We start from the raw sequence: 24,799 nt of genomic DNA, 5'->3' as shown, positions 1-24,799 counted from the left end.
GAATTCCTGCTTATTAATCATCCATTCAGCCCGCTGGCCGCAACCCGCCATGCCTCATCTGCGTCAGTAATACTGATAGCGCAAGCGTGCAAGGGAGCGGGGTGATAAACCGGGTGTTATCAGGTGCGGAGTCCCAAACGGCGGCAGGGCAACGGGCAGAACAATTCTGTGCGCAGATTATAACACCGTTAATCAAATTATGCTGAAACATTATTCCAGCCGGTAGGCCAGCTCCTGGGCGAGCCAGCAACGGGCGGGAAGGGGCTGGGGAAGTAAATCGCCAATATGGGCCAGATACTGCTGGCGGGGGATCTCCGTCGCCCCGAGTGACGCTGTATGGGGGTTGAGCACCTGGCAGTCAATCAGCTGCCCGCCCTGGCGGATAAAATGCTGGCAGAACGCAAATAGTGCGGTTTTTGATGCATTCTCCTGGCGGCTGAACATCGACTCGCCGCAAAACAGTTTGCCCAGGGCGACCCCGTACATACCGCCAACCAGCGCATCACCGTCCCACACTTCCAGGGAGTGGGCGTGGCCCAGCTCGTGGAGCTGGCGGTATCCGGCGTTCACTTCCGGGGTTATCCAGGTGCCTTCCTCGCGATCGCTGGCGCAGCCGGCTATCACGGCGTCAAAGTCGTAGTTCAGGGTAACCCGCAGCCGGGTTTTATGCAGAAAGCGCCGGAAGCTGCGGCTGATATGCAGCTGCTCCGGGTAGAGCACCGCCCGGGGATCCGGCGACCACCATAAAATCGGGTCGCCCGGGGAAAACCACGGGAAAATGCCGTTGCGGTAGGCCATCATCAGGCGGGCCGGGGTGAGATCACCCCCCAGGGCCAGTAGCCCGTTAGGCTCGCGCAGTGCACCTTCCGGTGGGGGAAACGCAATGGAATGACGGGAAAGCTGCACAAGACGCATAGGGGCAAAATTCTCCGACCAGAATGTCCAGGGTTAAGGTTCAGTCACGGGTGACAGGCGCTGGCAGAACTGATAATAACGCCCCCGTTTTGCCAGCAGTTCGGCATGATTACCCTGCTCAGTAATTTCGCCGCCGTCCATCACGATTATATGATCAAATGCGGCTAACCCGTGCAACCGGTGAGTGACCATTAGTAAGGTTTTTCCCCGGGTGGTTTCCATTAGCAAATTGATTATCTGGCGCTCGGTTTCCGCGTCCAGCCCTTCTGTGGGCTCATCGAGCAGCATCAACGGCGCATCGTGCAGCAGCGCCCGGGCAATCCCCATCCGCCGCCCCTCACCGCCGGAGAGCTGGCGCCCGCCTTCGCCAATCCAGGCATTAAGACCGTCCCCCTCCAGCAGAGCCTGCAGGCCGGTTCTGGTCAGCACATCGCACAGCATGTCGTCGCTGGCTGCCGGGTTTGCCAGCAGCAAGTTATCGCGCAGGGTGGCGCTGAACAGATGGGTACGCTGGGGAACCACGCTGGTGCTGGCGCGCAGGGTCGCTTCATCAAATTCGCGCAGCCCGTGGCCGGAAAGCTGAATATCACCCTGCTGCGGATCCAGGCTGCGGGTAATCAGGCTCAGCAGGGTGGATTTGCCACACCCGGTCTGGCCAAGGATCACCACCCGCTGGCCGGGGTGAATCTGTAGATTAACGGAACGGAGCACCGGCTCACCGGCCCCCGGGTAGCTGAAGGTCAGATCGCGAATGGTCAGGCTGGCGTCGGCGGGGGCAGGGGCCGAACGGGCCGGGAATGTCACCGCCGGCTGCTGGCGGGTTATCTGGCTTAAACGCCGGGCAGAGCTCGCCACCTGGCCCAGATGCTGAAATGCGCCGGTTACCGGTGCCAGCGCCTCAAAACAGGCCATTGCACAGAACACAAACAGGGCAATCAGCGCCCCGGGGGCCGTGCTCCCCCCGGGCGGGGCGGAGGCCATCCACAACATGGTCAGTACCGCGACGGCCGTCAGCAGCAGCATCACGCTCTGGGATAAGGCACTCAGTTCCGCCTGGCGGCGCTGGGCGTCCATCCAGCGCTGTTCGCTTTCATCCAGTGCCGCCCGGTAGCGTGCGCTGGCACCGAAGATGGTCAGCTCCGTGTGGCCCTGGAGCCACTCCATCAGCTGCTGGCGATAAATACTGCGCTGGGCGGTTATCGCTTCCCCGGCCGGTTTTCCGGCCCGGTAGAACAGGGGCGGCAGCAGCAACAGGGAGAGCAGCAAAATCGCCCCGAGCGTCAGCGCAAGGTGCAGATCAATCCAGCTCAGTGAGAAGGTCACCACAAGGATAACCACCAGCGCCCCCACCAGCGGCGAGATAACCCGCAGATAGAGGTGGTCAAGGGTGTCGACATCTGCCACCAGCCGGTTAAGCAGGTCGCCCTGGCGAATGCTGGCCCGGCTTGCTGAAGAGAGCGGCAGCAGGCTGCTGAACGTTTTCACCCGCAGGTGTCTGAGCACCCGGAAGGTCGCGTCGTGGCTGACCAGGCGCTCAAAATAGCGCCCGGCGGTGCGGATAATAGCCGCGCCGCGCACACCGGCGGCAGGGAGCATATAGTTAAAGGTGTAGAGCCCGGCAATACCGGCCAGCGCCGAGGCGGATAAAAACCAGCCAGACAGGGTCAGCAGGCCAATACTGGCCAGCAGTGTCACAATCGCCAGAATCACGCCAAGCGTCAGCATGCCTTTATGGCGGCGGTAAAGGGCCAGCCAGGGCCACAGATCGCGCATTATATTTCCTCCTTGCGCCACGCCAGTAAATCGCTGAAGGGGCCGGGTTGTTGGCTCAGGGTCGGGTAATCCCCCTGCTGGACTATCTGCCCGTTACGCATAACCCAGATTTGATCCCAGCGGGCGACCAGATCCAGCTGGTGGGTAACCAGAATGGTCGTTTGCTGGCGCGAGGCCTGATCCAGGGCCGACATAACCCAGCGTTCGCTGCCCGCATCCAGGCTGGCGGAAGGCTCATCCAGCAGCAGTAAGCGGCGCGGGGCGAGGAGCGCCCGGGCCACGGCAATGCGCTGGGCCTGGCCCACTGACAGCCGGACAGCCTGATCGCCAGGCTCCGTATCCAGCCCGCCCGGCAGGCGGTGAATAAACTCACTCACCCCGGTCAGCGCCATAACTTCATCAAGCTGTTGTTCACTGGCATCGGGCATCCCCAGCAGCAGATTATCCCGCAGGGTAGGGGCGGGAAGTTGCGGGTTTTGCCCGACCAGGCTCAGTTGCCTGCGCCAGTGCTCTGCATCCAGCGTTCTGAGCTCGATGCCGTTGATAAGCAGTGACCCCTGGTAGGGCAGAAAGCCGCACAGGGCGCTCAGCAGGGAGCTTTTCCCGGCACCGCTTTGGCCGACAATAACCAGCCGGCTTCCGGCCGTGAGGGTGAAATCCAGGGGCTGGGTGAGCGCTTTACCGTCCGGCGTCTGGACTATCAGCCCCCGGGCGCAAATATCCAGCGGGCCCGCCGGGAGGATGGCGCTCCCCTGTTCCGGGGCCTGGAGCGGTGATTCAAGGAACGTCTGCAGGCTGTCTGCCGCCCCTGTGGCCTGCGCTTTGGCGTGATAAAACGCCCCCATATCGCGCAGGGGCTGAAAAAATTCCGGGGCGAGGATCAGCGCCAGGAAACCGGCAAACAGGGTGACCCCCGTACCGTAGTGACCAAAGTTCAGCTCGCCCAGGTAAGAAAAGCCGAAGTAGACCGCCACCAGGGCGATAGAGAGCGAGGCGAAAAACTCCAGCACCGCCGAGGAGAGAAACGCCATGCGCAGCACTTCCATGGTGCGCTGGCGGAAGTCTTCAGCCGCGTGGCTGATATTTTCGGTTTCGGCCTGGCCGCGGTGGAACAGGCGCAGTGTTTCCATACCGCGTAACCGGTCCAGAAAGTTGCCGCTCAGGCGCGCCAGCGCCTGAAAGTTACGCCGGTTGGCGTCTGCGGCCCCCATGCCGACCATAGCCATAAAGAGCGGAATAAGCGGTGCCGTGCCCAGTAATATCAGCGCCGCAGCCCAGTTATAGGGAAAGATAACCAGCACGATAAGCAGCGGAATGGTGGCGGCCAGCGACATCTGTGGCAGGTAGCGGGCGTAGTAGTCCTGCATATCCTCAATCTGTTCGAGGATAAGTGTCGCCCAGCTTCCGGCGGGCTTGCCCTGGATCCAGGCCGGGCCCGCCTGGTGCAGCCTGTCCAGCACCTGGCGGCGGATCTGCTGGCGGATATGCTGCCCGGCGTAAAAACCGGCCTTTTCCCTGAGCCAGATAACCCAGGCCCGCAGGACAAACACCAGTATCAGGGATATCAGGGGCAACAGCAGCGCTTCGCCGGGAATATTCTCGACAATCATATGGTTTAGCAGGGTGGCCATCAGCCAGGCCTGCCCGATGATAAGAATGCCACTAACAACGCCCAGCAGGCGGGAGAGATTAAGCCAGCGCCGCGAGAGGGCGCTTTGTTGTCTGAGCCAGCTGCCCAGTTCGTGTTGACGCGTTTTGTTCATCGAGTGCCAGTAGCAGGTGGTATAGCGTGTTATAAGATTCGGGGCGATTCACTGCGCCAATGTTACATCGTCCCGAAAAGAAAGGCGACCACGGGGCCGCCTTTACGGGTGAATACGCGGATTACCGCTGTTGCTCTGCCAGTCCATCCAGATAGCGCTCTGCATCCAGTGCGGCCATGCAGCCGGTGCCTGCGGATGTAATGGCCTGACGGTAGATATGGTCCATCACATCACCGGCGGCGAATACCCCGGGAATACTGGTCTGGGTGGCATTTCCGTTGCTGCCGGAGTTAACTTTGATGTAGCCATTTTCCAGCGCCAGCTGACCGGCGAAAATCGCCGTGTTCGGGCTGTGGCCGATAGCCACAAACAGCCCGGTAACCTCAAGGTTTTCCGTGTTGCTGGTGTCCTGGGTGTCACGCAGACGCAGCCCGGAAACCCCCATCTGATCGCCGGTAACTTCGTCCAGCGTGCGGTTGGTATGCAGCACGATATTACCGTTGGCCACTTTGTCCATCAGGCGGTTGATCAGGATCTTCTCGGCGCGGAAACTGTCGCGGCGGTGGATCAGATGCACTTCGCTGGCAATATTGGACAGATACAGGGCCTCTTCCACGGCGGTATTACCGCCGCCAATCACGGCCACTTTCTGGTTACGGTAGAAAAAGCCGTCGCAGGTTGCGCAGGCGGAAACCCCGCGGCCTTTGAACGCCTCCTCAGAGGGCAGCCCCAGATAGCGGGCGGAAGCACCGGTGGCGATGATAAGCGCATCGCAGGTGTATTCAGCGTTGTCGCCGGTAAGGCGGAACGGGCGCTGCTGTAAATCAACGCTGTTGATATGGTCAGTGATGATTTCGGTATCAAATTTCAGCGCATGTTCATGCATACGCTCCATCAGCAGTGGTCCGGTCAGATCACTGGCGTCCCCTGGCCAGTTTTCCACTTCTGTGGTGGTGGTCAGCTGGCCACCTTTTTCCACGCCAGTTATCAGCACGGGATTTAAATTTGCGCGTGCTGCGTAGACTGCGGCGGTGTAGCCCGCAGGGCCTGAACCAAGAATAAGCAGCTTACTGTGTTTAGCCGTGCTCATGAGATCCTCTGTGTTTTACGGAAACGATCTGCTGATTGTAAGAAATTTGGAATGTTAAAAAAAGACAATAGATATGTTGTTATCAATGAATGCAATAGAATCAGCCGATAGATGTCCGGACTTTTATGCATGTATCAGAGGATTCTTCTGCCAGGAAGTGGGTGAGTGGACAAGTGATAATATGATGAATAATCTTCACTCAGGATTCATACCTGGCACGTTTCACTAAATATCTATGTTTTACTTTGACAATCCGCTGCGCTTTTGCGAAAACAGTTGAGGAAGAAGAGCGCATGATAGTTTGGTGTGGCTACATGGTCATGCAAAGCAGATGCAATTTTACCGGTTGTTGAAATCTACGCATGGTGTGGACAGACGCCATGCGTGATGTCAATGACATGCCTGCAAGGCGACGGTCTTCTCACGTATACCCTGAACAGTGAAGTTATCAGGGTTATGGCAGGTAGGGAAGGAATACAGAGAGACAATAATAATGGTAGATAGCAAAAAGCGCCCTGGCAAAGATCTTGACCGTATTGATCGCAACATCCTCAATGAACTTCAGAAGGATGGTCGTATTTCTAACGTTGAGCTTTCCAAGCGGGTGGGGCTTTCCCCCACACCGTGCCTTGAGCGTGTGCGTCGGCTGGAGCGTCAGGGGTTTATTCAGGGCTATACGGCGCTGCTGAATCCGCACTATCTGGATGCATCACTTCTGGTTTTCGTTGAGATTACTCTGAATCGTGGTGCCCCGGATGTGTTTGAGCAATTTAACTCCGCCGTGCAAAAACTTGAAGAAATTCAGGAGTGTCATCTGGTATCTGGTGATTTCGACTACCTGTTGAAAACCCGCGTGCCGGATATGTCCGCTTACCGTAAATTACTGGGCGAGACCCTGTTGCGCTTACCGGGGGTCAATGACACCCGTACCTATGTGGTCATGGAAGAAGTGAAACAGAGTAATCGACTGGTTATTAAGACTCGCTAAGACGGACAGGTGCAAAATCAACGTAGTTTGATTACACTCCTGTTAATCCATACAGCAACAGTGCCTGAGGGACCTCTGGCACTGTTGTCCGTTTTAGCACTCAGGACCTGGAGAGCCTTTCTTGAGCCAGGAATACACAGAAGAAAAAGACGTCACTTTGACGAAACTGAGCAGTGGACGCCGTTTGTTAGAGGCACTACTGATTGTTATTGCGCTGTTTGCTGTCTATCTGATGGCGGCACTACTGAGCTTCAACCCTTCGGATCCCAGCTGGTCGCAAACGGCCTGGCATGAGCCGATCCACAATATCGGCGGCAAAACAGGAGCCTGGCTCGCCGACACGCTGTTCTTCATCTTCGGGGTGATGGCCTACACCATACCGGTAATTATCGCGGGCGGATGCTGGTTTGCCTGGCGTCAGCGCAACAGCGATGAATATATCGACTACTTTGCCGTGGCCCTGCGCCTGATTGGCGTGCTGGCTATGGTGCTGACATCCTGCGGCCTGGCGGCCATTAACGCTGATGATATCTGGTATTTTGCCTCCGGCGGGGTGATTGGCAGCCTGCTGAGCACCACCATGATGCCGCTACTGCACAGCAGCGGCGGGACGATTGCGCTGCTCTGTGTCTGGGCGGCGGGTCTGACGCTGTTCACCGGCTGGTCATGGGTGGGGATCGCTGAAAAATTAGGCGCCGCTATTCTGGCCGTGCTGACCTTCGCCAGCAACCGTACCCGCCGGGATGACACCTGGGTGGATGACGACGAATACGAACAAGATCCGGAACACCAGGAGATCAGCGCAGCGGAAGACGCCACCGACCCGCACACTGCGGATAACCCGGTGGTTAAAAATGAATCCCGCCGGGCGCGTATTTTGCGTGGCGCTCTGGCCCGTAAAAAACGTCTGGCTGAAAAATTTGCCAACCCGGTCGGCCGCCACACTGACAAAGCCCTGTTCTCCGGCAAGCGGATGGACGATGCAGACGACGTGCTGCTGGCGCCACTCTCCCCGGCGGTTGATCCGAATGATGTGCTCTTTTCCGGCCATACAGTCACTCAGCCTGAAGGGCCCGCGACCAGCGAGCCGCACCCGGATGCGTTTACTGCCCCGGTAGCGGATACCACCTGGCAGCCTGCTTCCGCACAGCCGGTATACAGTGATCCGCTGGACAGCTGGCAGCCCCAGGCACCGGAAGAGAATCACTATACCGGGCAGCCGGAGCCTCAGTACCAGCAACCGGTGCCGCAGTATCAGCAGCCGGAGCCTCAGTACCAGCAACCGGCGCCGCAGTACCAGCAGCCGGAACCCCAGTACCAGCAACCGGTGCCGCAGTATCAGCAGCCGGAGCCCCAGTACCAGCAACCGGTGCCGCAGTATCAGCAGCCGGAGCCCCAGTATCAGCAACCGGTGCAGCAGTACCAGCAGCCTGAACCCCAGTACCAGCCCGAGGTGCAGGAGACGGCCCCTCAGGCGGTCAGCCCGGCTGAAAACAGCACCGATGCGCTGACCGGTTACCAGGTTGAACAACCTGAAGCGCCCCGGGAAGAGACCCGCTACGTGCGCCCGCCCATGTATCACTTTGAAGAGGTCGAGGCGCAGCGTGCCCGCGAGCGTGAACAGCTGGCGGCCTGGTATCAGCCGGTCGAAGAGCCTATTAAGCCTCCTTATGACGAGCTGTTCGGCCAGAGCAAGCCGCAACCGGCAGCCCCGGTGGCGACACCAAAACCGGTGGCAGAAAGCGTGATCACCGCAGCCGCCGTGAGCGCTGCCACCAGCGCCGGTGCGCTGAGCCCGGTAGCCGAAGGGGTTAAACAGGTGGCCGCGGCGGCAGCGCCGACGGTTTCCACCTTCACCCCCGGCAGCGCAGACGCGCCGCGCCCGCAGGTGAAAGAGGGCATTGGCCCGCAGCTGCCGCGCCCGAAACGGGTACGGGTGCCCACCCGCCGGGAGCTGGCGTCTTACGGGATCAGATTACCGTCTCAGCGCCAGGCCGAGTCTGAGGCCCGCCACCCGTCACGGCCGGATTATGACGATCACCAGGCCCTGAGTGATGAAGAGGCAGAGGCGTTCGAGCAGGACGAGCTGGCCCGCCAGTTTGCCGCCTCCCAGCAGGATCGCTACGGCAACGATTATCAGCACGATATGCCGCCAGCCCATTCTGCTGCACAGACAGACGACAATGACGATGAAGACCAGGCGCTCCAGGAGGAGCTGGCCCGCCAGTTTGCCGCCCGGGAGCAGCAGCGCTATGCGCCCACTGCCGGTGACGATCTGCGCCGCCCGCTGGATGCCTCTGTGATTTCTCCGACCCGGGCGCTGGTGGATGAACGCCCGGCCACACCGTTGTTTACCCCGGGCGTGCCCGATGAGCCGGTCGCCTCACCATTTACCCCGGCCCCTCAGGCCGGTGCGCCGGTAACGCCGCCAGTGGAAGTGATTCGCCAGCCTGTGCAGCCCCGGTCGCCTATGACTCCGCCGCCCGCGGCAAGTGCGCCTTCGCAGCCTGCGGCGCATGTCCAGCAACCGGCCCGGCAACCGGCCGCGCAGGAGAGCCTGATCCACCCGTTATTAATGCGTAACGGGGACGACCGGCCGCTGCACAAGCCGACCACGCCGCTGCCGTCGCTGGATCTGCTGACCTCACCGCCTGCGGAAATTGAGCCGGTGGATACCTTTGCGCTGCAGCAAATGGCACGCCTGGTTGAAGCCCGGCTGGCTGATTTCCGCATTAAAGCGGAAGTGGTGCACTTCTCGCCGGGGCCGGTCATCACCCGCTTTGAACTGAACCTGGCCCCGGGGGTGAAAGCGGCACGTATTTCGAACCTCTCCCGGGATCTGGCCCGCTCTCTGTCTACAGTTGCGGTGCGTGTGGTTGAGGTTATCCCCGGTAAGCCCTATGTGGGCCTGGAGCTGCCGAACAAAAAACGCCAGACCGTGTATCTGCGGGAAGTGCTGGACTGCCAGAAATTCCGCGATAGCGCCTCACCACTGACGGTGGTGCTGGGTAAAGATATCGGCGGTGAGCCGGTCATTGCAGACCTGGCAAAAATGCCGCACCTGCTGGTGGCCGGTACTACGGGCTCCGGTAAGTCGGTGGGGGTCAACGCCATGATCCTCAGCATGCTCTATAAAGCCACGCCGGAAGATGTGCGCTTTATTATGATCGACCCGAAAATGCTGGAGCTGTCCGTGTATGAGGGGATCCCGCACCTGTTAACCGAAGTGGTTACCGACATGAAGGATGCGGCGAATGCCCTGCGCTGGAGCGTTAACGAGATGGAGCGGCGTTACAAACTGATGTCTGCTCTCGGCGTGCGTAACCTGGCCGGGTATAACGAGAAGATCCTCGAAGCGGAAAGAATGGGGCGCCCGATCCCGGATCCGTACTGGAAGCCGGGCGACAGTATGGATGCGACCCATCCGGTGCTGGAAAAACTGCCCTACATTGTGGTGCTGGTGGATGAATTCGCCGACCTGATGATGACCGTGGGGAAAAAGGTGGAAGAGCTGATTGCGCGACTGGCCCAGAAGGCCCGCGCCGCCGGTATCCACCTGGTGCTGGCGACCCAGCGCCCCTCCGTGGATGTGATTACCGGTCTTATTAAAGCGAACATTCCGACCCGTATCGCCTTTACGGTATCCAGTAAAATCGACTCCCGGACTATCCTTGATCAGGGTGGGGCTGAGTCTCTGCTGGGTATGGGGGATATGCTCTATTCCGGGCCAAACTCCAGCATTCCGGTGCGTGTTCACGGGGCGTTTGTGCGCGACCAGGAAGTGCATGCGGTGGTGCAGGACTGGAAAGCCCGTGGTCGTCCTCAGTATGTTGAGGGGATCACCTCCGATGCCGACGCCGAAGGCGGCGCTGGCGGAATGGGCGGTGACGAAGAGCTGGACCCGCTGTTTGACCAGGCGGTCAACTTTGTTATCGAGAAGCGCAAAGCGTCCATTTCCGGGGTTCAGCGCCAGTTCCGCATTGGCTATAACCGTGCGGCGCGTATCGTGGAGCAAATGGAAATGCAGGGCATTGTCAGCCCCCAGGGCCATAACGGTAACCGGGAAGTGCTGGCGCCACCGCCCTTTGAGTAATAACCCACTGCAATAAAAAGAGCCGCCTCTGCGGCTCTTTTTGCAAATATGGGTAAATAAGCAGAAAATCAGTGTATTCTCCTGTCTGCTCAGCCTCCGATTCGCTAGAGTGACGGAATGTTGCCTCCCGGAGCGGGATGGTCGTAATTTGAGGAACAGCAATGAAAAAGCTCGCCATTACCTGTGCATTACTCTCCGCCTTTACTGTCTCCTCCGTGTGGGCAGATGCGGCCAGTGACTTAAAAAATCGTCTGGATAAAGTGAACAGCTTCCACGCCAGCTTTACCCAGAAAGTGACCGATGCCAGCGGCACAGCGGTACAGGACGGCCAGGGTGACCTGTGGGTTAAACGCCCTAACTTATTTAACTGGCACATGACCCAGCCGGATGAAAGTATCCTTATCTCCGACGGCAAAACCCTGTGGTTTTACAACCCGTTCGTTGAGCAGGCCAGTGCCACCTGGCTGAAAGACGCTACCAGCAATACCCCGTTTATGCTGATTGCCCGCAACCAGTCCAGCGACTGGCAGCAGTATAATATCCGCCAGAGCGGCGATGACTTCCAGCTGACGCCGAAAAGCAGCCGCGGCAACCTGAAGCAGTTCACCATCAATGTGGACAGCGGCGGTACGATTCACCAGTTCAGCGCCGTGGAGCAGGACGGCCAGCGCAGCAGCTATCAGCTGAAATCCCAGCAAAATGGCACTGTGGATATGAATAAATTCAGATTTACCCCGCCCCAGGGCGTCACGGTAGACGATCAGCGTCAGTGAGGCAGACGTGAGTAATATGTCGCTGGATTTTTCCGACAACACCTTCCAGCCCCTGGCCGCCCGTATGCGGCCAGAAAATCTGGCACAGTATATCGGCCAGCAGCACCTGCTGGCCCCGGGCAAACCGCTCCCCCGGGCAATTGAGGCCGGGCATCTGCACTCGATGATCCTCTGGGGGCCGCCGGGCACCGGTAAAACCACCCTGGCGGAAGTGATTGCCCGCTATGCCAGCGCCGATGTGGAGCGCATTTCAGCGGTCACCTCCGGGGTCAAAGAGATCCGCGAAGCCATTGAACGGGCGCGCCAGAATAAACATGCCGGGCGCCGGACTATCCTGTTTGTTGACGAAGTGCACCGCTTTAACAAAAGCCAGCAGGATGCGTTCTTACCCCATATTGAAGACGGCACCATCACCTTTATTGGCGCCACCACAGAAAACCCCTCGTTTGAGCTTAACTCCGCCCTGTTATCCCGGGCGCGGGTCTATTTGCTGAAATCCCTGACAGTGGCAGATATCGAGCAGGTGCTGGATCAGGCCATGCAGGATACCACCCGGGGATATGGCGGCCAGGATATCGTCCTGCCACCGGAGACCCGCAAAGCCATTGCGGAGCTGGTAAACGGTGATGCCCGCCGCGCCCTGAACACCCTGGAAATGATGGCGGACATGGCTCAGAGCGATGCCTCGGGCAAACGGGTGCTGTTACCGGCCCTGTTAACCGAAATCGCCGGTGAGCGCAGCGCCCGTTTCGACAATAAAGGCGACCGGTTTTACGATCTTATCTCTGCGGTGCATAAGTCCATTCGCGGCTCCAGCCCCGATGCGGCCCTCTACTGGTATGCGCGGATTATCTCCGCCGGTGGCGATCCGCTGTATGTAGCCCGCCGCTGCCTGGCGATTGCCTCGGAAGATGTGGGCAATGCGGATCCCCGGGCGATGCAGGTGGCGATTGCCGCCTGGGATTGCTTTACCCGGGTAGGCCCGGCAGAAGGGGAGCGCGCTATCGCCCAGGCGATTGTGTATCTCGCCTGTGCGCCGAAGAGTAACGCGGTATATACCGCCTTCAAAGCGGCCATGCACGATGCCAGAGAGCGCCCGGACTACGATGTTCCGGTCCATTTGCGCAATGCACCAACCCGGCTGATGAAGGATATGGGCTACGGGCAGGAGTACCGCTACGCCCATGACGAGCCCAACGCATACGCCGCGGGCGAGGACTATTTCCCCGAAGAAATGGCAGGCACGCGCTATTATCATCCGGTATCCCGGGGTCTGGAAGGCAAAATTGGCGAAAAGCTCGCCTGGCTTGCCGAACAGGATCAAAATAGCCCGACAAAACGCTACCGCTGAGGAAAGCGTTGCGGTAAGGTTACCGATAATTCCACTGTGGCCGCAGGCTGTTGGCCACTCTCTATTCTATTTAATTCGATAAGCACAGGATAAGCATGCTCGATCCCAATCTGCTGCGTAATGAGCCAGACGCAGTCGCTGAAAAACTGGCACGCCGGGGCTTTAAACTGGATGTAGACAAGCTGCGCGCGCTTGAAGAGCGCCGTAAAGTGTTGCAGGTGAATACTGAGAACCTGCAGGCTGAACGTAATGCACGATCGAAATCCATCGGCCAGGCGAAAGCGCGCGGGGAAGATATTGAGCCACTTCGTCTGGAAGTGAACACGCTGGGCGAAGCGCTGGATGCCGCAAAAGCCGAGCTGGAAACCCTGCTGGAAGAGATCCGCGCCATTGCGCTGGCTATCCCGAACACGCCGGATGACAGCGTACCGGATGGCAAAGACGAGAACGACAATGTCGAAATCAGCCGCTGGGGCACCCCGCGCCAGTTTGATTTTGAAGTGCGCGATCACGTGACTCTGGGCGAAATGATCAACGGGCTGGATTTTGCCGCTGCCGTAAAACTGACCGGCTCCCGCTTTGTGGTCATGAAGGGCCAGATTGCCCGCCTGCACCGCGCGCTGAGCCAGTTTATGCTGGATCTGCACACAGAGCAGCACGGCTACAGCGAAGCCTACGTTCCTTACCTGGTTAACCACGATACCCTGTACGGTACTGGCCAGCTGCCGAAATTTGCCGGTGACTTATTCCACACCAAACCGCTGGAAGAAGAAGCCGACAGCAGCAGCTACGCGCTGATCCCGACGGCGGAAGTCCCGCTGACCAACCTGGTCCGCGACGAGATCCTGGACGACGACGCGCTGCCGCTGAAAATGACCGCCCATACGCCGTGCTTCCGTTCTGAAGCGGGCTCTTATGGTCGTGATACCCGTGGCCTTATCCGTATGCACCAGTTTGATAAAGTCGAAATGGTGCAGATTGTCCGCCCGGAAACTTCCATGGAAGCACTGGAAGAGCTGACCGGCCACGCAGAGAAAGTGCTGCAGCTGCTGAACCTGCCGTACCGCAAAGTGCTGCTGTGTACTGGCGATATGGGCTTTGGCTCCTGCAAAACGTACGATCTGGAAGTGTGGGTACCGGCCCAGAACACCTACCGTGAGATCTCTTCCTGCTCTAACATGTGGGATTTCCAGGCGCGCCGGATGCAGGCCCGCTGCCGCAGCAAGACAGAGAAAAAACCGCGTCTGGTCCATACGCTGAATGGCTCTGGCCTGGCGGTTGGCCGCACCCTGGTGGCGGTAATGGAAAACTATCAGCAGGCGGATGGTCGCATTGAGATCCCGCAGGTGCTGCGTCCGTACATGAACGGGCTGGAATATATCGGCTGAGTTTTTCCATAATACAAATGTATAAAAGGGCACCCTGGTGGTGCCCTTTTGTTTATTCAATTGATGCTAAACAATACTACCTACCTCCAAAGCAGTAATACTCCCCGGGTACTACCCACAGGAAATACTATCAGTATCGGGCATAATATCGTCATATTCTTCGATATATAACGCTCAGATGCCATTAATAACCATATCCTGTGCGGTTTTTCTTTCTCTGGAAAGCTGCATGTGGTCGCCCTGCGACGACTCAGCACCACCATTACATTTGTGAGCGAGCAAAGTAGGTATCTATGAAGATCAAAACACCTGATGCTTTACTGGCTGCCGGGATAACGCGCCGAACTCTGGTGAAAACCACGGCAATCGGGGGCCTGGCGGCGGCCGGCAGTGCGTTTACGCTGCCATTCACGCGGGTTGCCCGTGCGGCACAGGCCATTGCCCCGCAGGCACAGCCTGAAAAGGTTGTCTGGAGCGCCTGTACCGTTAACTGCGGTAGCCGGTGCCCACTGCGTATGCACGTGGCCGATGGCGTTATCAAATATGTTGAAACCGACAACACCGGTGATGATAACTACGACGGTCTGCACCAGGTTCGCGCCTGCCTGCGCGGCCGCTCTATGCGCCGCCGGGTATATAACCCGGATCGCCTGAAATATCCGATGAAGCGCGTGGGCGCTCGCGGCGAAGGCAAATTCGAGCGGATCAGCTGGGAAGAAGCCTACGACACCATCGCCAGTAATATGAAGCGTCTGATTGGTGAATACGGCAACGAATCCATTTACCTGAACTACGGCACCGGTACGCTGGGTGGCACCATGACCCGCTCCTGGCCGCCAGGAAACACCCTGATTGCCCGCCTGATGAACTGCTGCGGCGGTTATCTGAACCACTATGGTGACTACTCCACCGCGCAGATCTCCGAAGGTCTTAACTACACCTACGGCGGCTGGGCAGACGGTAACAGCCCCTCAGATATTGAGAACAGCAAGCTGGTGGTGCTGTTTGGTAACAACCCGGGTGAAACCCGCATGAGCGGGGGCGGCGTGACCTATTATCTGGAGCAGGCGCGCCAGAAATCCAACGCCCGGATGATCATTATCGACCCCCGTTACACCGATACCGGTGCCGGGCGTGAAGACGAGTGGATCCCCATCCGCCCCGGTACTGATGCGGCGCTGGTCTCCGCACTGGCCTGGGTGATGATCACCGAAAACCTGGTTGATCAGGCGTTTCTTGATAAATACTGCGTGGGCTACGACGAGAAAACCCTGCCTGCCGACGCACCGGCCAACGGCCACTACAAAGCCTATATCCTCGGCCAGGGTAATGACGGCATTGCGAAAACCCCCGAGTGGGCTGCGGCCATTACCGGCGTTCCGGCACTGCGCATTATTCAGCTGGCGCGTGAAATCGCCAGTACTAAACCGGCGTTTATCAGCCAGGGCTGGGGGCCACAGCGCCACGCGAACGGGGAGCTTATCTCCCGCGCGATTGCCATGTTGTCTATCCTGACCGGTAACGTGGGGATCCATGGCGGTAACAGTGGCGCCCGTGAAGGCTCCTACAGCCTGCCGTTTGTGCGTATGCCGACCCTGGAAAACCCGGTAACCACCAGCATCTCCATGTTCCTGTGGACAGATGCTATCGAACGCGGGCCGGAAATGACCGCCCTGCGTGACGGGGTACGCGGTAAAGATAAGCTGGACGTGCCGATTAAGATGATCTGGAACTATGCCGGTAACTGCCTGGTGAACCAGCACTCCCAGATTAACCGCACCCACGATATTTTGCAGGACGACAAGAAGTGCGAGCTGATTGTGGTTATCGATAACCATATGACCTCTTCAGCCAAATATGCCGATATTCTGCTGCCGGACTGCACGGCCTCTGAACAGATGGATTTCGCGCTGGATGCCTCCTGCGGCAACATGTCCTATGTGATTTTTGCCGACCAGGCGATTAAGCCCCGCTTTGAATGCAAAAACATCTATGAAATGACCAGTGAAATCGCCAAACGGATGGGGGTTGAGCAGCAGTTCACCGAAGGCCGCACTCAGGAAGGCTGGCTGCGTCACCTGTATCAGCAGTCACGGGAAGCGATGCCCGGGCTGCCGGACTTCGAGACTTTCCGCCAGCAGGGGATCTACAAAGAGCGCGATCCGCAGGGTCACCATGTGGCCTACAAAGCCTTCCGTGAGGATCCGCAGGCTAACCCGCTGACCACACCGTCCGGCAAGATTGAGATCTACTCCGCAAGCCTTGCGAAAATTGCCGCCACCTGGCAGCTGTCGGAAGGGGACGTTATCGATCCGTTACCGATCCACAGCAACGGGTTTGAAAACTATGACGATCCGCTGGCGAAAACCTATCCGCTGCAGTTGACCGGTTTCCACTATAAAGCGCGCACGCACTCCACTTACGGGAACGTGGATGTCCTGAAAGCGGCCTGCCGCCAGGAGATGTGGATCAACCCGCGCGATGCGGCTGAACGCGGTATCGCCAATGGCGATATGGTGGCTATCTTCAATGGTCGCGGTGAAGTGCGGATCAACGCCAAAGTGACACCACGTATTCTGCCCGGGGTTGTGGCGCTGGGAGAAGGTGCCTGGTACAACCCGGATGCCAGCAAAGTGGATCACGCCGGTTCAATCAATGTGTTAACCACCCAGCGTCCGTCTCCGCTGGCAAAAGGTAACCCGTCTCACAGTAACCTGGTTCAGGTTAAAAAGGTCTGAGGAGTAGCAGATGACGACCCAATATGGTTTTTATATTGACTCCAGTCGCTGCACCGGTTGTAAAACCTGCGAACTGGCCTGTAAGGATTACAAAGATCTCGGACCGGATGTCAGCTTCCGGCGTATCTATGAATATGCCGGTGGTGACTGGCAGGAAGATAACGGCGCCTGGCATCAGAATGTGTTTGCCTACTATTTGTCCATCTCCTGCAACCACTGCGAGGATCCGGCCTGTACCAAAGTGTGCCCCAGCGGGGCGATGCACAAACAGGAAAATGGCCTGGTTGTGGTGAACGAAGATATCTGCATTGGCTGCCGTTACTGCCATATGGCCTGCCCATACGGTGCGCCGCAGTACAATGCTGAAAAAGGGCATATGACTAAGTGCGACGGCTGCTCCTCCCGGCTGGAAGAAGGGAAAAAGCCGATTTGTGTTGAGTCCTGCCCGCTGCGTGCCCTGGACTTTGGCCCGATTGACGAGCTGCGTAAGAAGTATGGCACCCTGGCCCAGGTGGCACCGTTACCGGCTGCGCACTTCACCCACCCGAACCTTGTTATTAAACCTAACGCCAACAGCCGCCCCAGCGGGGATACCACCGGCTATCTGGCTAACCCGAAGGAGGTGTGAGATGGGCAGCGGATTGCATGAATGGCCACTGATGCTGTTTACCGTGCTCGGCCAGTGTGTGGCGGGCGGGTTTATCGTGATGGGGCTTGGCTGGTTATCGGATGATGACAAAGCCCAGCGCACCCGGATCCTGCGCAGTATGTTTTTTCTGTGGGTTCTTATGGCGCTGGCGTTTATCGCCTCGGTGATTCACCTTGGCACCCCGTTACGGGCGTTTAACTCCCTGAACCGGGTAGGTAGCTCTGCCCTGAGTAACGAGATAGCCAGTGGCTCGCTGTTCTTCGCTGTGGCGGGGTTCTGGTGGCTGGTGGCTATCCTCGGGAAGATGCCCCAGGCGCTGGGTAAGCTGTGGCTGGCCGTTGCGATGGTGCTGGGGATCATCATGGTCTGGATGATGGCCCGGGTTTACAGCAGCATCGATACTGTACCGACCTGGTATAACGGCTATACCACGACCGGCTTCTTTATGACTATGCTGCTGGGCGGCCCGCTGCTCGGCGTGCTGTTACTGCGTGCGGCCCGGGTGAACTTCTCCAGCGGTAAGCTGGCGGGGATCAGTGTGCTGGCCCTGCTGGTGACGATTGCAGCCATTGTGATGCAGAGCCATGAGCTGACGTCAATCCACAGCTCCGTGGTGCAGGCTACCGCGCTGGTGCCGGATTACGCGCTGTTGCAGGTTGTGCGCCTGGCGCTGCTGGTGCTGGGGCTGGGTTGCTGGCTATGCCCGCTGCTGCGCAGCCGGGAGCCGAAACTGGCCGGTCTGCTGGCAGGCTTTGTGCTGGTGGTTGCCGGTGAGCTGATTGGCCGTGGTATTTTCTATGGCCTGCATATGACAGTAGGGATGGCTATCGCCGGGTAATGACCGCTGATAGCGTAAGACCACCGCCCGGGAGACCGGCCGGTGGTCTTTTTTTTGGTCTGTTGCCACCTTTTCGAAGGGGCGTTTAATGCGCATTTTCAGGTGGCTTTCATGAAATTTTTCGCGCCTGAAAAAAACGCTATTTTTAACGAAAATAAATAAAATCAATATATTGAATACTGGCGCGCCATAGCATTATTCATGCTGGATAAATATTTTAAATCAATCGTCAAAAAAGCCCCTCAGCCCCCGTATCACGCGGATTGACAATGTTTTCGGAAGTGGCATGATGCGCTCAGAATTTATCCATCCTCGCGGTTTATTTACATGTCTATCTATACCCGGCCAGTGGTGCTTTTGCTCAGTGGCCTGCTGCTTCTGACTCTGGCTCTGGCAGCACTCAATACGCTGGTTCCCCTGTGGCTGGCCCACGATAATCTGCCCACCTGGCAGGTGGGACTGGTCAGCTCCAGCTATTTCACCGGCAACCTGGTGGGGACGCTGATTACCGGGGCGCTGATCCGCCGCTATGGTTATAACATCAGCTACTATATGGCTTCCGTGGTCTTTGCCGCCGGTTGTGCCGGGCTGGGGATTATGGTCGGGTTCTGGAGCTGGATGCTGTGGCGGTTTGTGGCCGGTATTGGCTGCGCCATGGTCTGGGTGGTGGTGGAAAGTGCCCTGATGAGCAGCGGCACCACCAGCAACCGCGGGCGTCTGCTGGCCGCGTATATGATGGTCTACTATCTCGGAACGGTACTGGGCCAGCTGCTGATAAGCAAGCTGCCCGACGGGCTGATGAATGTGCTGCCCTGGCTCACCGCACTGGTGCTGGCCGGGATCCTGCCGCTGCTGTTTACCCGGATTGTCAGCCAGCAGCAGGAGGACAACCGCAAAGTGGCTATCTGGCCGATGTTTAAACTGCGTAAAGCGCGGCTGGGGGTTGATGGCTGCGTTATCTCCGGGATTGTGCTGGGCTCGCTGTATGGCCTGATGCCTTTGTGGCTCAACCACCAGGGGAACAGTGATGCGGGCACCGGCTTCTGGATGGCGGTCATGGTCAGTGCCGGGATCCTCGGCCAGTGGCCGGTAGGGCGGCTGGCGGATCGCTACGGCCGGTTAATGGTATTGCGCGGGCAGGTACTGGTGGTGATTGCCGGTTGCCTGGCTATGCTCAGTAATACCATGATGGGGCCGGCGCTGTTTATTCTCGGCGCCTCTGGCTTTACCCTCTACCCGGTGGCTATGGCCTGGGCCTGTGAAAAAGTGGAGCACCACCAGCTGGTGGCCATGAACCAGGCGCTGCTGCTGAGCTATACCGTGGGTAGCCTGGCCGGGCCGAGCCTTACGGCGACACTGATGCAGAACTATTCTGACAGCGCGCTGTTTATCATGATTGCCAGCGTGTCGATTGTGTATCTGTTTATGCTGATACGTGAAGCCGGGCACCACCCGACCCCGGTGGCTCATGCCTGAGTAACCGCAACAATGCCCGGCCGTTGCTGGCCGGGTTACTCAGCCAGGCTCCTGGCCCGGCTCACGGATAAAATCAAGAAAGGCCCGCAGGCTGGCGGTCATATACTGGCGGTTGGGATAATAGAGATGAAACCCGCTGCGTTCCGGGCTCCAGCTTTCCAGAGCCGACTCCAGCCGCCCGGCGGCCAGATGCCTGCTGACCTGTAAATCCAGCAAATAACCCAGCCCCGCGCCGCTTAATACGGCATCCAGCTCTGCATCCATATCATCAACGATAATATTCCCGGCTGGCGCCACAGCCATCCTGCCTTCCGGGCCATGGAATTGCCAGTGATAAGGGCGGCCGCTGGGGAAGCGAAATACCACACTCTGGTGCTCTGTTATCTGGCGCGGATGCTGCGGCTTTCCGTGACGGCGGAAATATTCCGGCGTCGCCACAACCTGCAACCGCACGGGTGGCCCGATGGGGGTCGCAATCATATCCTTTTCCACAATATCGTACAGCCGGATACCGGCATCAAACCCGTTTTGCACAATATCGGTCAGCCGGTCATCACTGGTCACATCTACTCTGATTTGCGGATACCGCTGGCTGAAGGCCGCCAGCAGCGGCATCAGAACCAGACGTGCGGCGGTTCTGGCGGCGTTAATCTTCAGAATACCGGTAGGGGTGTCCCGGTAGCAGTTGATTTCATCAAGCATGGTGTTGATTTCATCAAATGCCGGGCGCAGGCGCTGGTAGAGATTTTGCCCGGCCCCGGTCAGGGAAACGCTGCGGGTTGTGCGGTTAAACAGGCGCAGTTGCAGGCGCTGTTCCAGCTGTTTAATGGCGTGGCTGATGGCGGAGGAGGAAAGCCCCAGCTCGTCGCCGGCTGCCCGGAAGCTCTTATGGCGCGCTACGGCAAAAAAGGTACTGAAGTCGGAAAGGTTTATACTCATTAATGAAATTCTCTCACTAATGCATCTTAAATATGTACATTTACAGGAGTATAGGCGCTGCGTAAAGTGGCGGGGTCAACAGTTGAGAGGATCTGTAATGAAATCTGAAAATATTTATATTGTCTGGGCTCATCCGCGTACGGATTCACTGACCGCCCGGGTTGTTGAAGAGATCCAGGGGGAGGCCGCCGCTCAGGGTATGCGCAGCACTACACTGGACTTGTACCGGCGTGGCTTTAACCCGGTGCTGGAGACAGCCGATGAACCGGACTGGAAAAACCCGGATAAACACTACAGTGAGCAAGTGCAGCAGTTATTTGGTGAATTGCAGGATAAAGACACACTGGTGGTCGTGTTTCCGGTGTGGTGGTACAGCTTCCCGGCCATGATCAAAGGCTGGATAGACCGGGTTCTGAATTACGGTCTGGCCTATGGCGGCGGGCGTAAAATCCCGGTCAGCAGGATCCGCTGGGTAGCGCTGGTGGGCGGTAGTGGTGATAAGTTTGCTGCCAACGGCTGGGAGGAAAACCTCAGTCACTATCTGAATACCATGGTTCGCTATATTGGCGTTGAGGATTCAGCGGTCACATTTTTGTACAACACCATTGGTGTGGAGGAGGGCATTGATAACCGGCAGCAGCATTATGATGCGCTGTTTAGTCAGGCCCGGGGGATGGTAAAGGGTTTACGCTGAGAGGCTGATTTGCCAGTGTAGCTGATAACGGCTCTGGCACAGGCATTGCGGCCTGCTCAGCAGGCGCAATGCTTGTGGAGGGGTTAGTACATCACCTTGTGGCCGTACTGCTCCAGAATACCTTTCACGCGCTCCATGGTCTCTTTCTTCGGCGGTTTGATCCCGTCGAGTTTGTACTCTTCACCCATGGCGGTCCATTTGTGTTTGCCCAGCTCGTGGTAGGGCAGCAGCTCTATCTTCTCAACATTCCCCATATCCCGGGTAAACTCACCGAGGCGGTGGGCGGAGTCGTCATCGTCTGACCAGCCCGGCACAACCACATAACGGATCCAGGTTTTGATGCCTTTGGCGGAAATGTATTTGGCGAACTCCAGGGTCCGCTGGTTGGAGACCCCCACCAGATTCTGGTGGATCTCGTCGTTCATCTGCTTGAGGTCAAGCATGACCAGATCGGTCACCTCCAGCAGCTCGTCGATCACCGGATCATAACGGCGCACAAAACCGTTAGTGTCCAGGCAGGTGTGGATCCCCTCTTTTTTGCAGGCCCGGAACCAGTCGCGGACAAATTCAGCCTGCAGAATGGCTTCACCACCGGATGCGGTAACGCCGCCGCCGGAAGCATTCATAAAGTGGCGATAGGTGACCACATCTTTCATTAGCTCTTCTACGGTGATTTCTTTACCGCCATGGGTATCCCAGGTATCCCGGTTATGGCAGTACATGCAGCGCATCAGGCAGCCCTGGAAGAAGGTAATAAAGCGGATACCGGGGCCATCCACAGTACCGCAGGATTCGAAGGAGTGAATACGACCAATTGCTGACATTGCGGTGTTATCTCCATTTATCCCCTCAGTAGAGGGGTGGGTGGACGCGAGTCTGATTGTCGCGCCGAGTCTGTTTTGGCAGAAAACTGTCGTTTAACAGATGTCTGGCAAAACCGGCTCCGGAGAGAAAGCAGGGCGATGGGTATAAGAAAGGCCCCACTTTCGTGGAGCCTTCATTTTACGCTTATTCAAACGTTTTTTCAGTCAAAACCACATTAGATGGACTGAGTGAAAGTACGAGTGATAACGTCCTGCTGCTGTTCTTTAGTCAGGGAGTTAAAGCGTACTGCGTAGCCAGATACACGGATGGTCAGCTGCGGATATTTTTCCGGGTTTTCCATCGCGTCGAGCAGCATTTCACGGTTCATCACGTTAACGTTCAGGTGCTGACCGCCTTCGATGGACTGTTCGTGGTGGAAGTAACCATCCATCAGACCAGCCAGGTTAGCTTTACGAACTTCGTCGTCTTTACCCAGAGCGTTAGGAACGATAGAGAAGGTGTAAGAAATACCATCTTTAGCGTAAGCAAACGGCAGTTTAGCAACGGAGGTCAGAGAGGCAACAGCACCTTTCTGGTCACGGCCGTGCATCGGGTTAGCACCAGGACCGAACGGCGCACCAGCGCGACGACCATCCGGAGTGTTACCAGTTTTCTTACCATACACAACGTTAGAAGTGATGGTCAGAATGGACTGAGTCGGGATAGCGTTGCGGTAGGTAGTCAGTTTCTGAATTTTCTTCATGAAACGTTCAACCAGGTCAACAGCCATGTCATCAACGCGAGCGTCGTTGTTACCGAACTGCGGGTATTCGCCTTCGATTTCGAAGTCGATAGCCAGACCGTCTTCGTCACGAATCGGTTTAACTTTCGCATATTTGATAGCAGACAGGGAGTCAGCCGCAACGGACAGACCAGCGATACCGCAAGCCATGGTACGAACGATGTCACGGTCGTGCAGTGCCATCAGAGAGGCTTCGTAGCTGTATTTGTCGTGCATGTAGTGGATGATGTTCAGGGCGGTGACATACTGAGTAGCCAGCCAGTCCATGAAGTGATCCATACGATCCATGACTTTGTCGTAATCCAGAACCTCGTCTTTCATCGGCTCAGATTTAGGACCAACCTGCATTTTCAGTTTTTCGTCCACGCCGCCGTTGATTGCGTACAGCATGGTTTTCGCCAGGTTTGCACGGGCACCGAAGAACTGCATTTGCTTACCAACAACCATCGGGCTTACGCAGCAAGCGATGGCATAGTCATCGTTGTCGAAGTCCGGACGCATCAGGTCGTCGTTTTCGTACTGGATAGAAGAAGTATCGATAGATACTTTTGCAGCGAATTTTTTGAAATTCAGCGGCAGTTTTTCAGACCACAGAATGGTCATGTTCGGTTCCGGAGACGGGCCCATGGTGTACAGGCTGTTCAGGAAACGGAAGCTGTTTTTGGTAACCAGAGTACGACCATCCAGGCCCATACCCCCAACGGATTCAGTTGCCCAGATCGGGTCGCCGGAGAACAGTTCATCATATTCCGGGGTACGCAGGAAGCGAACCATACGCAGTTTCATGATCAGGTGGTCAACGATTTCCTGAGCCTGTTCTTCAGTCAGTTTACCGGCTTTCAGGTCACGTTCGATGTAGATATCCAGGAAGCTGGATACACGACCGAAGGACATTGCAGCACCGTTCTGAGATTTAACGGCAGCCAGGTAACCGAAGTAAGTCCACTGAGCAGCTTCCTGAGCGTTGGTAGCCGGACCAGAGATATCGCAGCCGTATTTAGCAGCCATTTCTTTGATCTGACCCAGAGCGCGATGCTGGTCGGCGATTTCTTCACGCTGACGAATAACCGCTTCCAGATCTTTACCGCTTTCCAGTTTGGACTGCAGGGAAGTGAACTGAGCGAATTTGTCTTTCATCAGGTAGTCGATGCCGTATACGGCGATACGACGGTAGTCACCGATGATACGGCCACGGCCGTAAGCATCCGGCAGACCGGTCAGGATACCGGCTTTACGGCAACGCAGGATGTCCGGAGTGTACACATCGAACACGCCCTGGTTGTGAGTTTTGCGGTATTCAGTAAAGATTTTTTTAACTTCTGGGTCCAGAGTACGGTTGTAAGCCTTGCAGGAGTTTTCAACCATTTTGATACCACCGAACGCGATCAGACCACGTTTCAGCGGAGCTTCAGTCTGCAGACCAACAACTTTTTCCAGATCCTTGTTGATATAACCAGCATCGTGAGAAATGATGGTGCTGATTACAGAGGTATCAAAATCAACAGGCGCGTGAGTGCTGTTTTCGATTTTGATGCCTTCCATGACTTTTGCCCACAGTTTGGTAGTTGCATCAGTTGCACCTGCCAGGAAGGACTCGTCACCTTCATAAGGAGTGTAGTTTTTCTGGATGAAGTCACGCAGGTTGACCCCATTCTGCCAGTCACCCGCAGTAAAACCTTCCCAGGCTTTAGCAAACATTTCATTAAGCTCGGACATTTAACACCT

Annotated in this window: 17 protein-coding genes; 10 read left to right on the top strand and 7 right to left on the bottom strand. The window is 57.3% G+C overall.

The window, feature by feature from the left end:
* Positions 1-210: 210 nt before the first annotated feature.
* The 4 genes from aat to trxB all read right to left on the bottom strand — a co-directional run bounded on the left by aat (position 211) and on the right by trxB (position 5,541).
* A complete protein-coding gene (gene aat, locus EBL_RS12235) occupies positions 211-915 on the bottom strand; it encodes a leucyl/phenylalanyl-tRNA--protein transferase (protein ID WP_002439514.1) in 705 nt (234 codons plus the stop codon).
* Between the two features lie 33 nt (positions 916-948).
* Positions 949-2,688, bottom strand: a complete 1,740-nt coding sequence (gene cydC, locus EBL_RS12230) for a heme ABC transporter ATP-binding protein/permease CydC (protein WP_002439515.1) — start codon at positions 2,686-2,688, stop codon at positions 949-951.
* A complete protein-coding gene (gene cydD, locus EBL_RS12225; protein ID WP_002439516.1) occupies positions 2,688-4,451 on the bottom strand; it encodes a heme ABC transporter permease/ATP-binding protein CydD in 1,764 nt (587 codons plus the stop codon). The genes cydC and cydD overlap by 1 nt, the downstream gene beginning before the upstream one ends.
* Before the next feature lie 121 nt (positions 4,452-4,572).
* Positions 4,573-5,541 (bottom strand): thioredoxin-disulfide reductase, encoded by a 969-nt coding sequence (trxB, locus tag EBL_RS12220; RefSeq protein ID WP_002439517.1) that lies wholly within the window; start codon positions 5,539-5,541, stop codon positions 4,573-4,575.
* Positions 5,542-6,034: 493 nt separating this feature from the next.
* Here trxB and lrp point away from each other — a divergent pair, with 493 nt between their 5' ends.
* The 9 genes from lrp to EBL_RS12175 all read left to right on the top strand — a co-directional run bounded on the left by lrp (position 6,035) and on the right by EBL_RS12175 (position 19,835).
* Positions 6,035-6,529 carry a leucine-responsive transcriptional regulator Lrp gene (lrp, locus tag EBL_RS12215; RefSeq protein WP_002439523.1) on the top strand — a complete coding sequence of 165 codons (495 nt, stop codon included), beginning with the start codon at positions 6,035-6,037 and terminating at the stop codon, positions 6,527-6,529.
* Positions 6,530-6,650: 121 nt separating this feature from the next.
* A complete protein-coding gene (locus EBL_RS12210) occupies positions 6,651-10,622 on the top strand; it encodes a DNA translocase FtsK (protein ID WP_014716094.1) in 3,972 nt (1,323 codons plus the stop codon).
* Positions 10,623-10,783: 161 nt separating this feature from the next.
* A complete protein-coding gene (lolA, locus tag EBL_RS12205; RefSeq protein WP_002439526.1) occupies positions 10,784-11,395 on the top strand; it encodes an outer membrane lipoprotein periplasmic chaperone LolA in 612 nt (203 codons plus the stop codon).
* A 7-nt stretch (positions 11,396-11,402) separates the two neighbouring features.
* The gene (locus EBL_RS12200; RefSeq protein ID WP_002439527.1) at positions 11,403-12,746 is read left to right on the top strand and encodes a replication-associated recombination protein A; all 1,344 of its coding nucleotides are present in this window, start codon (positions 11,403-11,405) and stop codon (positions 12,744-12,746) included.
* Between the two features lie 95 nt (positions 12,747-12,841).
* Entirely contained in the window at positions 12,842-14,134 is a 1,293-nt protein-coding gene (gene serS, locus EBL_RS12195; protein WP_002439529.1) for a serine--tRNA ligase, read from the top strand.
* A gap of 293 nt (positions 14,135-14,427) precedes the next feature.
* Positions 14,428-16,872 (top strand): dimethylsulfoxide reductase subunit A, encoded by a 2,445-nt coding sequence (gene dmsA, locus EBL_RS12190; protein ID WP_002439530.1) that lies wholly within the window; start codon positions 14,428-14,430, stop codon positions 16,870-16,872.
* A 10-nt stretch (positions 16,873-16,882) separates the two neighbouring features.
* Positions 16,883-17,500 carry a DMSO/selenate family reductase complex B subunit gene (locus EBL_RS12185; protein ID WP_002439531.1) on the top strand — a complete coding sequence of 206 codons (618 nt, stop codon included), beginning with the start codon at positions 16,883-16,885 and terminating at the stop codon, positions 17,498-17,500.
* A 1-nt stretch (position 17,501) separates the two neighbouring features.
* A complete protein-coding gene (locus EBL_RS12180) occupies positions 17,502-18,359 on the top strand; it encodes a dimethyl sulfoxide reductase anchor subunit family protein (RefSeq protein WP_002439533.1) in 858 nt (285 codons plus the stop codon).
* 327 nt (positions 18,360-18,686) lie between these two features.
* Positions 18,687-19,835, top strand: coding sequence for an MFS transporter (locus EBL_RS12175; RefSeq protein WP_002439535.1), 1,149 nt, complete (start codon positions 18,687-18,689; stop codon positions 19,833-19,835).
* A gap of 39 nt (positions 19,836-19,874) precedes the next feature.
* Here EBL_RS12175 and EBL_RS12170 read toward each other — a convergent pair whose 3' ends face one another.
* Complete coding sequence (locus EBL_RS12170; RefSeq protein ID WP_002439537.1) at positions 19,875-20,774, bottom strand: LysR family transcriptional regulator; 900 nt, start codon at positions 20,772-20,774, stop codon at positions 19,875-19,877.
* Between the two features lie 97 nt (positions 20,775-20,871).
* On the opposite strand from EBL_RS12170, the gene EBL_RS12165 reads away from it, so the two are divergent.
* Positions 20,872-21,468 carry an NAD(P)H oxidoreductase gene (locus EBL_RS12165; RefSeq protein ID WP_002439539.1) on the top strand — a complete coding sequence of 199 codons (597 nt, stop codon included), beginning with the start codon at positions 20,872-20,874 and terminating at the stop codon, positions 21,466-21,468.
* 83 nt (positions 21,469-21,551) lie between these two features.
* Here EBL_RS12165 and pflA read toward each other — a convergent pair whose 3' ends face one another.
* Both pflA and pflB read right to left on the bottom strand, forming a co-directional pair.
* A complete protein-coding gene (gene pflA / locus EBL_RS12160; protein WP_002439540.1) occupies positions 21,552-22,292 on the bottom strand; it encodes a pyruvate formate lyase 1-activating protein in 741 nt (246 codons plus the stop codon).
* A 215-nt stretch (positions 22,293-22,507) separates the two neighbouring features.
* The gene (pflB, locus tag EBL_RS12155; RefSeq protein ID WP_002439541.1) at positions 22,508-24,790 is read right to left on the bottom strand and encodes a formate C-acetyltransferase; all 2,283 of its coding nucleotides are present in this window, start codon (positions 24,788-24,790) and stop codon (positions 22,508-22,510) included.
* Positions 24,791-24,799: the final 9 nt, after the last annotated feature.

The sequence above is a fragment of the Shimwellia blattae DSM 4481 = NBRC 105725 genome, from assembly GCF_000262305.1.
GTDB lineage: Bacteria > Pseudomonadota > Gammaproteobacteria > Enterobacterales > Enterobacteriaceae > Shimwellia > Shimwellia blattae.
This window is presented reverse-complemented; position numbering and strand designations above follow the sequence as displayed.

What these genes read in the sequence shown, in the direction of transcription:
- aat (WP_002439514.1), bottom strand. Translation starts at nt 915, where the DNA reads ATGCGTCTTGTGCAGCTTTCCCGTCATTCCATTGCGTTTCCCCCACCG.
- cydC (WP_002439515.1), bottom strand. Translation starts at nt 2,688, where the DNA reads ATGCGCGATCTGTGGCCCTGGCTGGCCCTTTACCGCCGCCATAAAGGC.
- cydD (WP_002439516.1), bottom strand. Translation starts at nt 4,451, where the DNA reads ATGAACAAAACGCGTCAACACGAACTGGGCAGCTGGCTCAGACAACAA.
- trxB (WP_002439517.1), bottom strand. Translation starts at nt 5,541, where the DNA reads ATGAGCACGGCTAAACACAGTAAGCTGCTTATTCTTGGTTCAGGCCCT.
- lrp (WP_002439523.1), top strand. Translation starts at nt 6,035, where the DNA reads ATGGTAGATAGCAAAAAGCGCCCTGGCAAAGATCTTGACCGTATTGAT.
- lolA (WP_002439526.1), top strand. Translation starts at nt 10,784, where the DNA reads ATGAAAAAGCTCGCCATTACCTGTGCATTACTCTCCGCCTTTACTGTC.
- serS (WP_002439529.1), top strand. Translation starts at nt 12,842, where the DNA reads ATGCTCGATCCCAATCTGCTGCGTAATGAGCCAGACGCAGTCGCTGAA.
- dmsA (WP_002439530.1), top strand. Translation starts at nt 14,428, where the DNA reads ATGAAGATCAAAACACCTGATGCTTTACTGGCTGCCGGGATAACGCGC.
- EBL_RS12185 (WP_002439531.1), top strand. Translation starts at nt 16,883, where the DNA reads ATGACGACCCAATATGGTTTTTATATTGACTCCAGTCGCTGCACCGGT.
- EBL_RS12180 (WP_002439533.1), top strand. Translation starts at nt 17,502, where the DNA reads ATGGGCAGCGGATTGCATGAATGGCCACTGATGCTGTTTACCGTGCTC.
- EBL_RS12175 (WP_002439535.1), top strand. Translation starts at nt 18,687, where the DNA reads ATGTCTATCTATACCCGGCCAGTGGTGCTTTTGCTCAGTGGCCTGCTG.
- EBL_RS12170 (WP_002439537.1), bottom strand. Translation starts at nt 20,774, where the DNA reads ATGAGTATAAACCTTTCCGACTTCAGTACCTTTTTTGCCGTAGCGCGC.
- EBL_RS12165 (WP_002439539.1), top strand. Translation starts at nt 20,872, where the DNA reads ATGAAATCTGAAAATATTTATATTGTCTGGGCTCATCCGCGTACGGAT.
- pflA (WP_002439540.1), bottom strand. Translation starts at nt 22,292, where the DNA reads ATGTCAGCAATTGGTCGTATTCACTCCTTCGAATCCTGCGGTACTGTG.
- pflB (WP_002439541.1), bottom strand. Translation starts at nt 24,790, where the DNA reads ATGTCCGAGCTTAATGAAATGTTTGCTAAAGCCTGGGAAGGTTTTACT.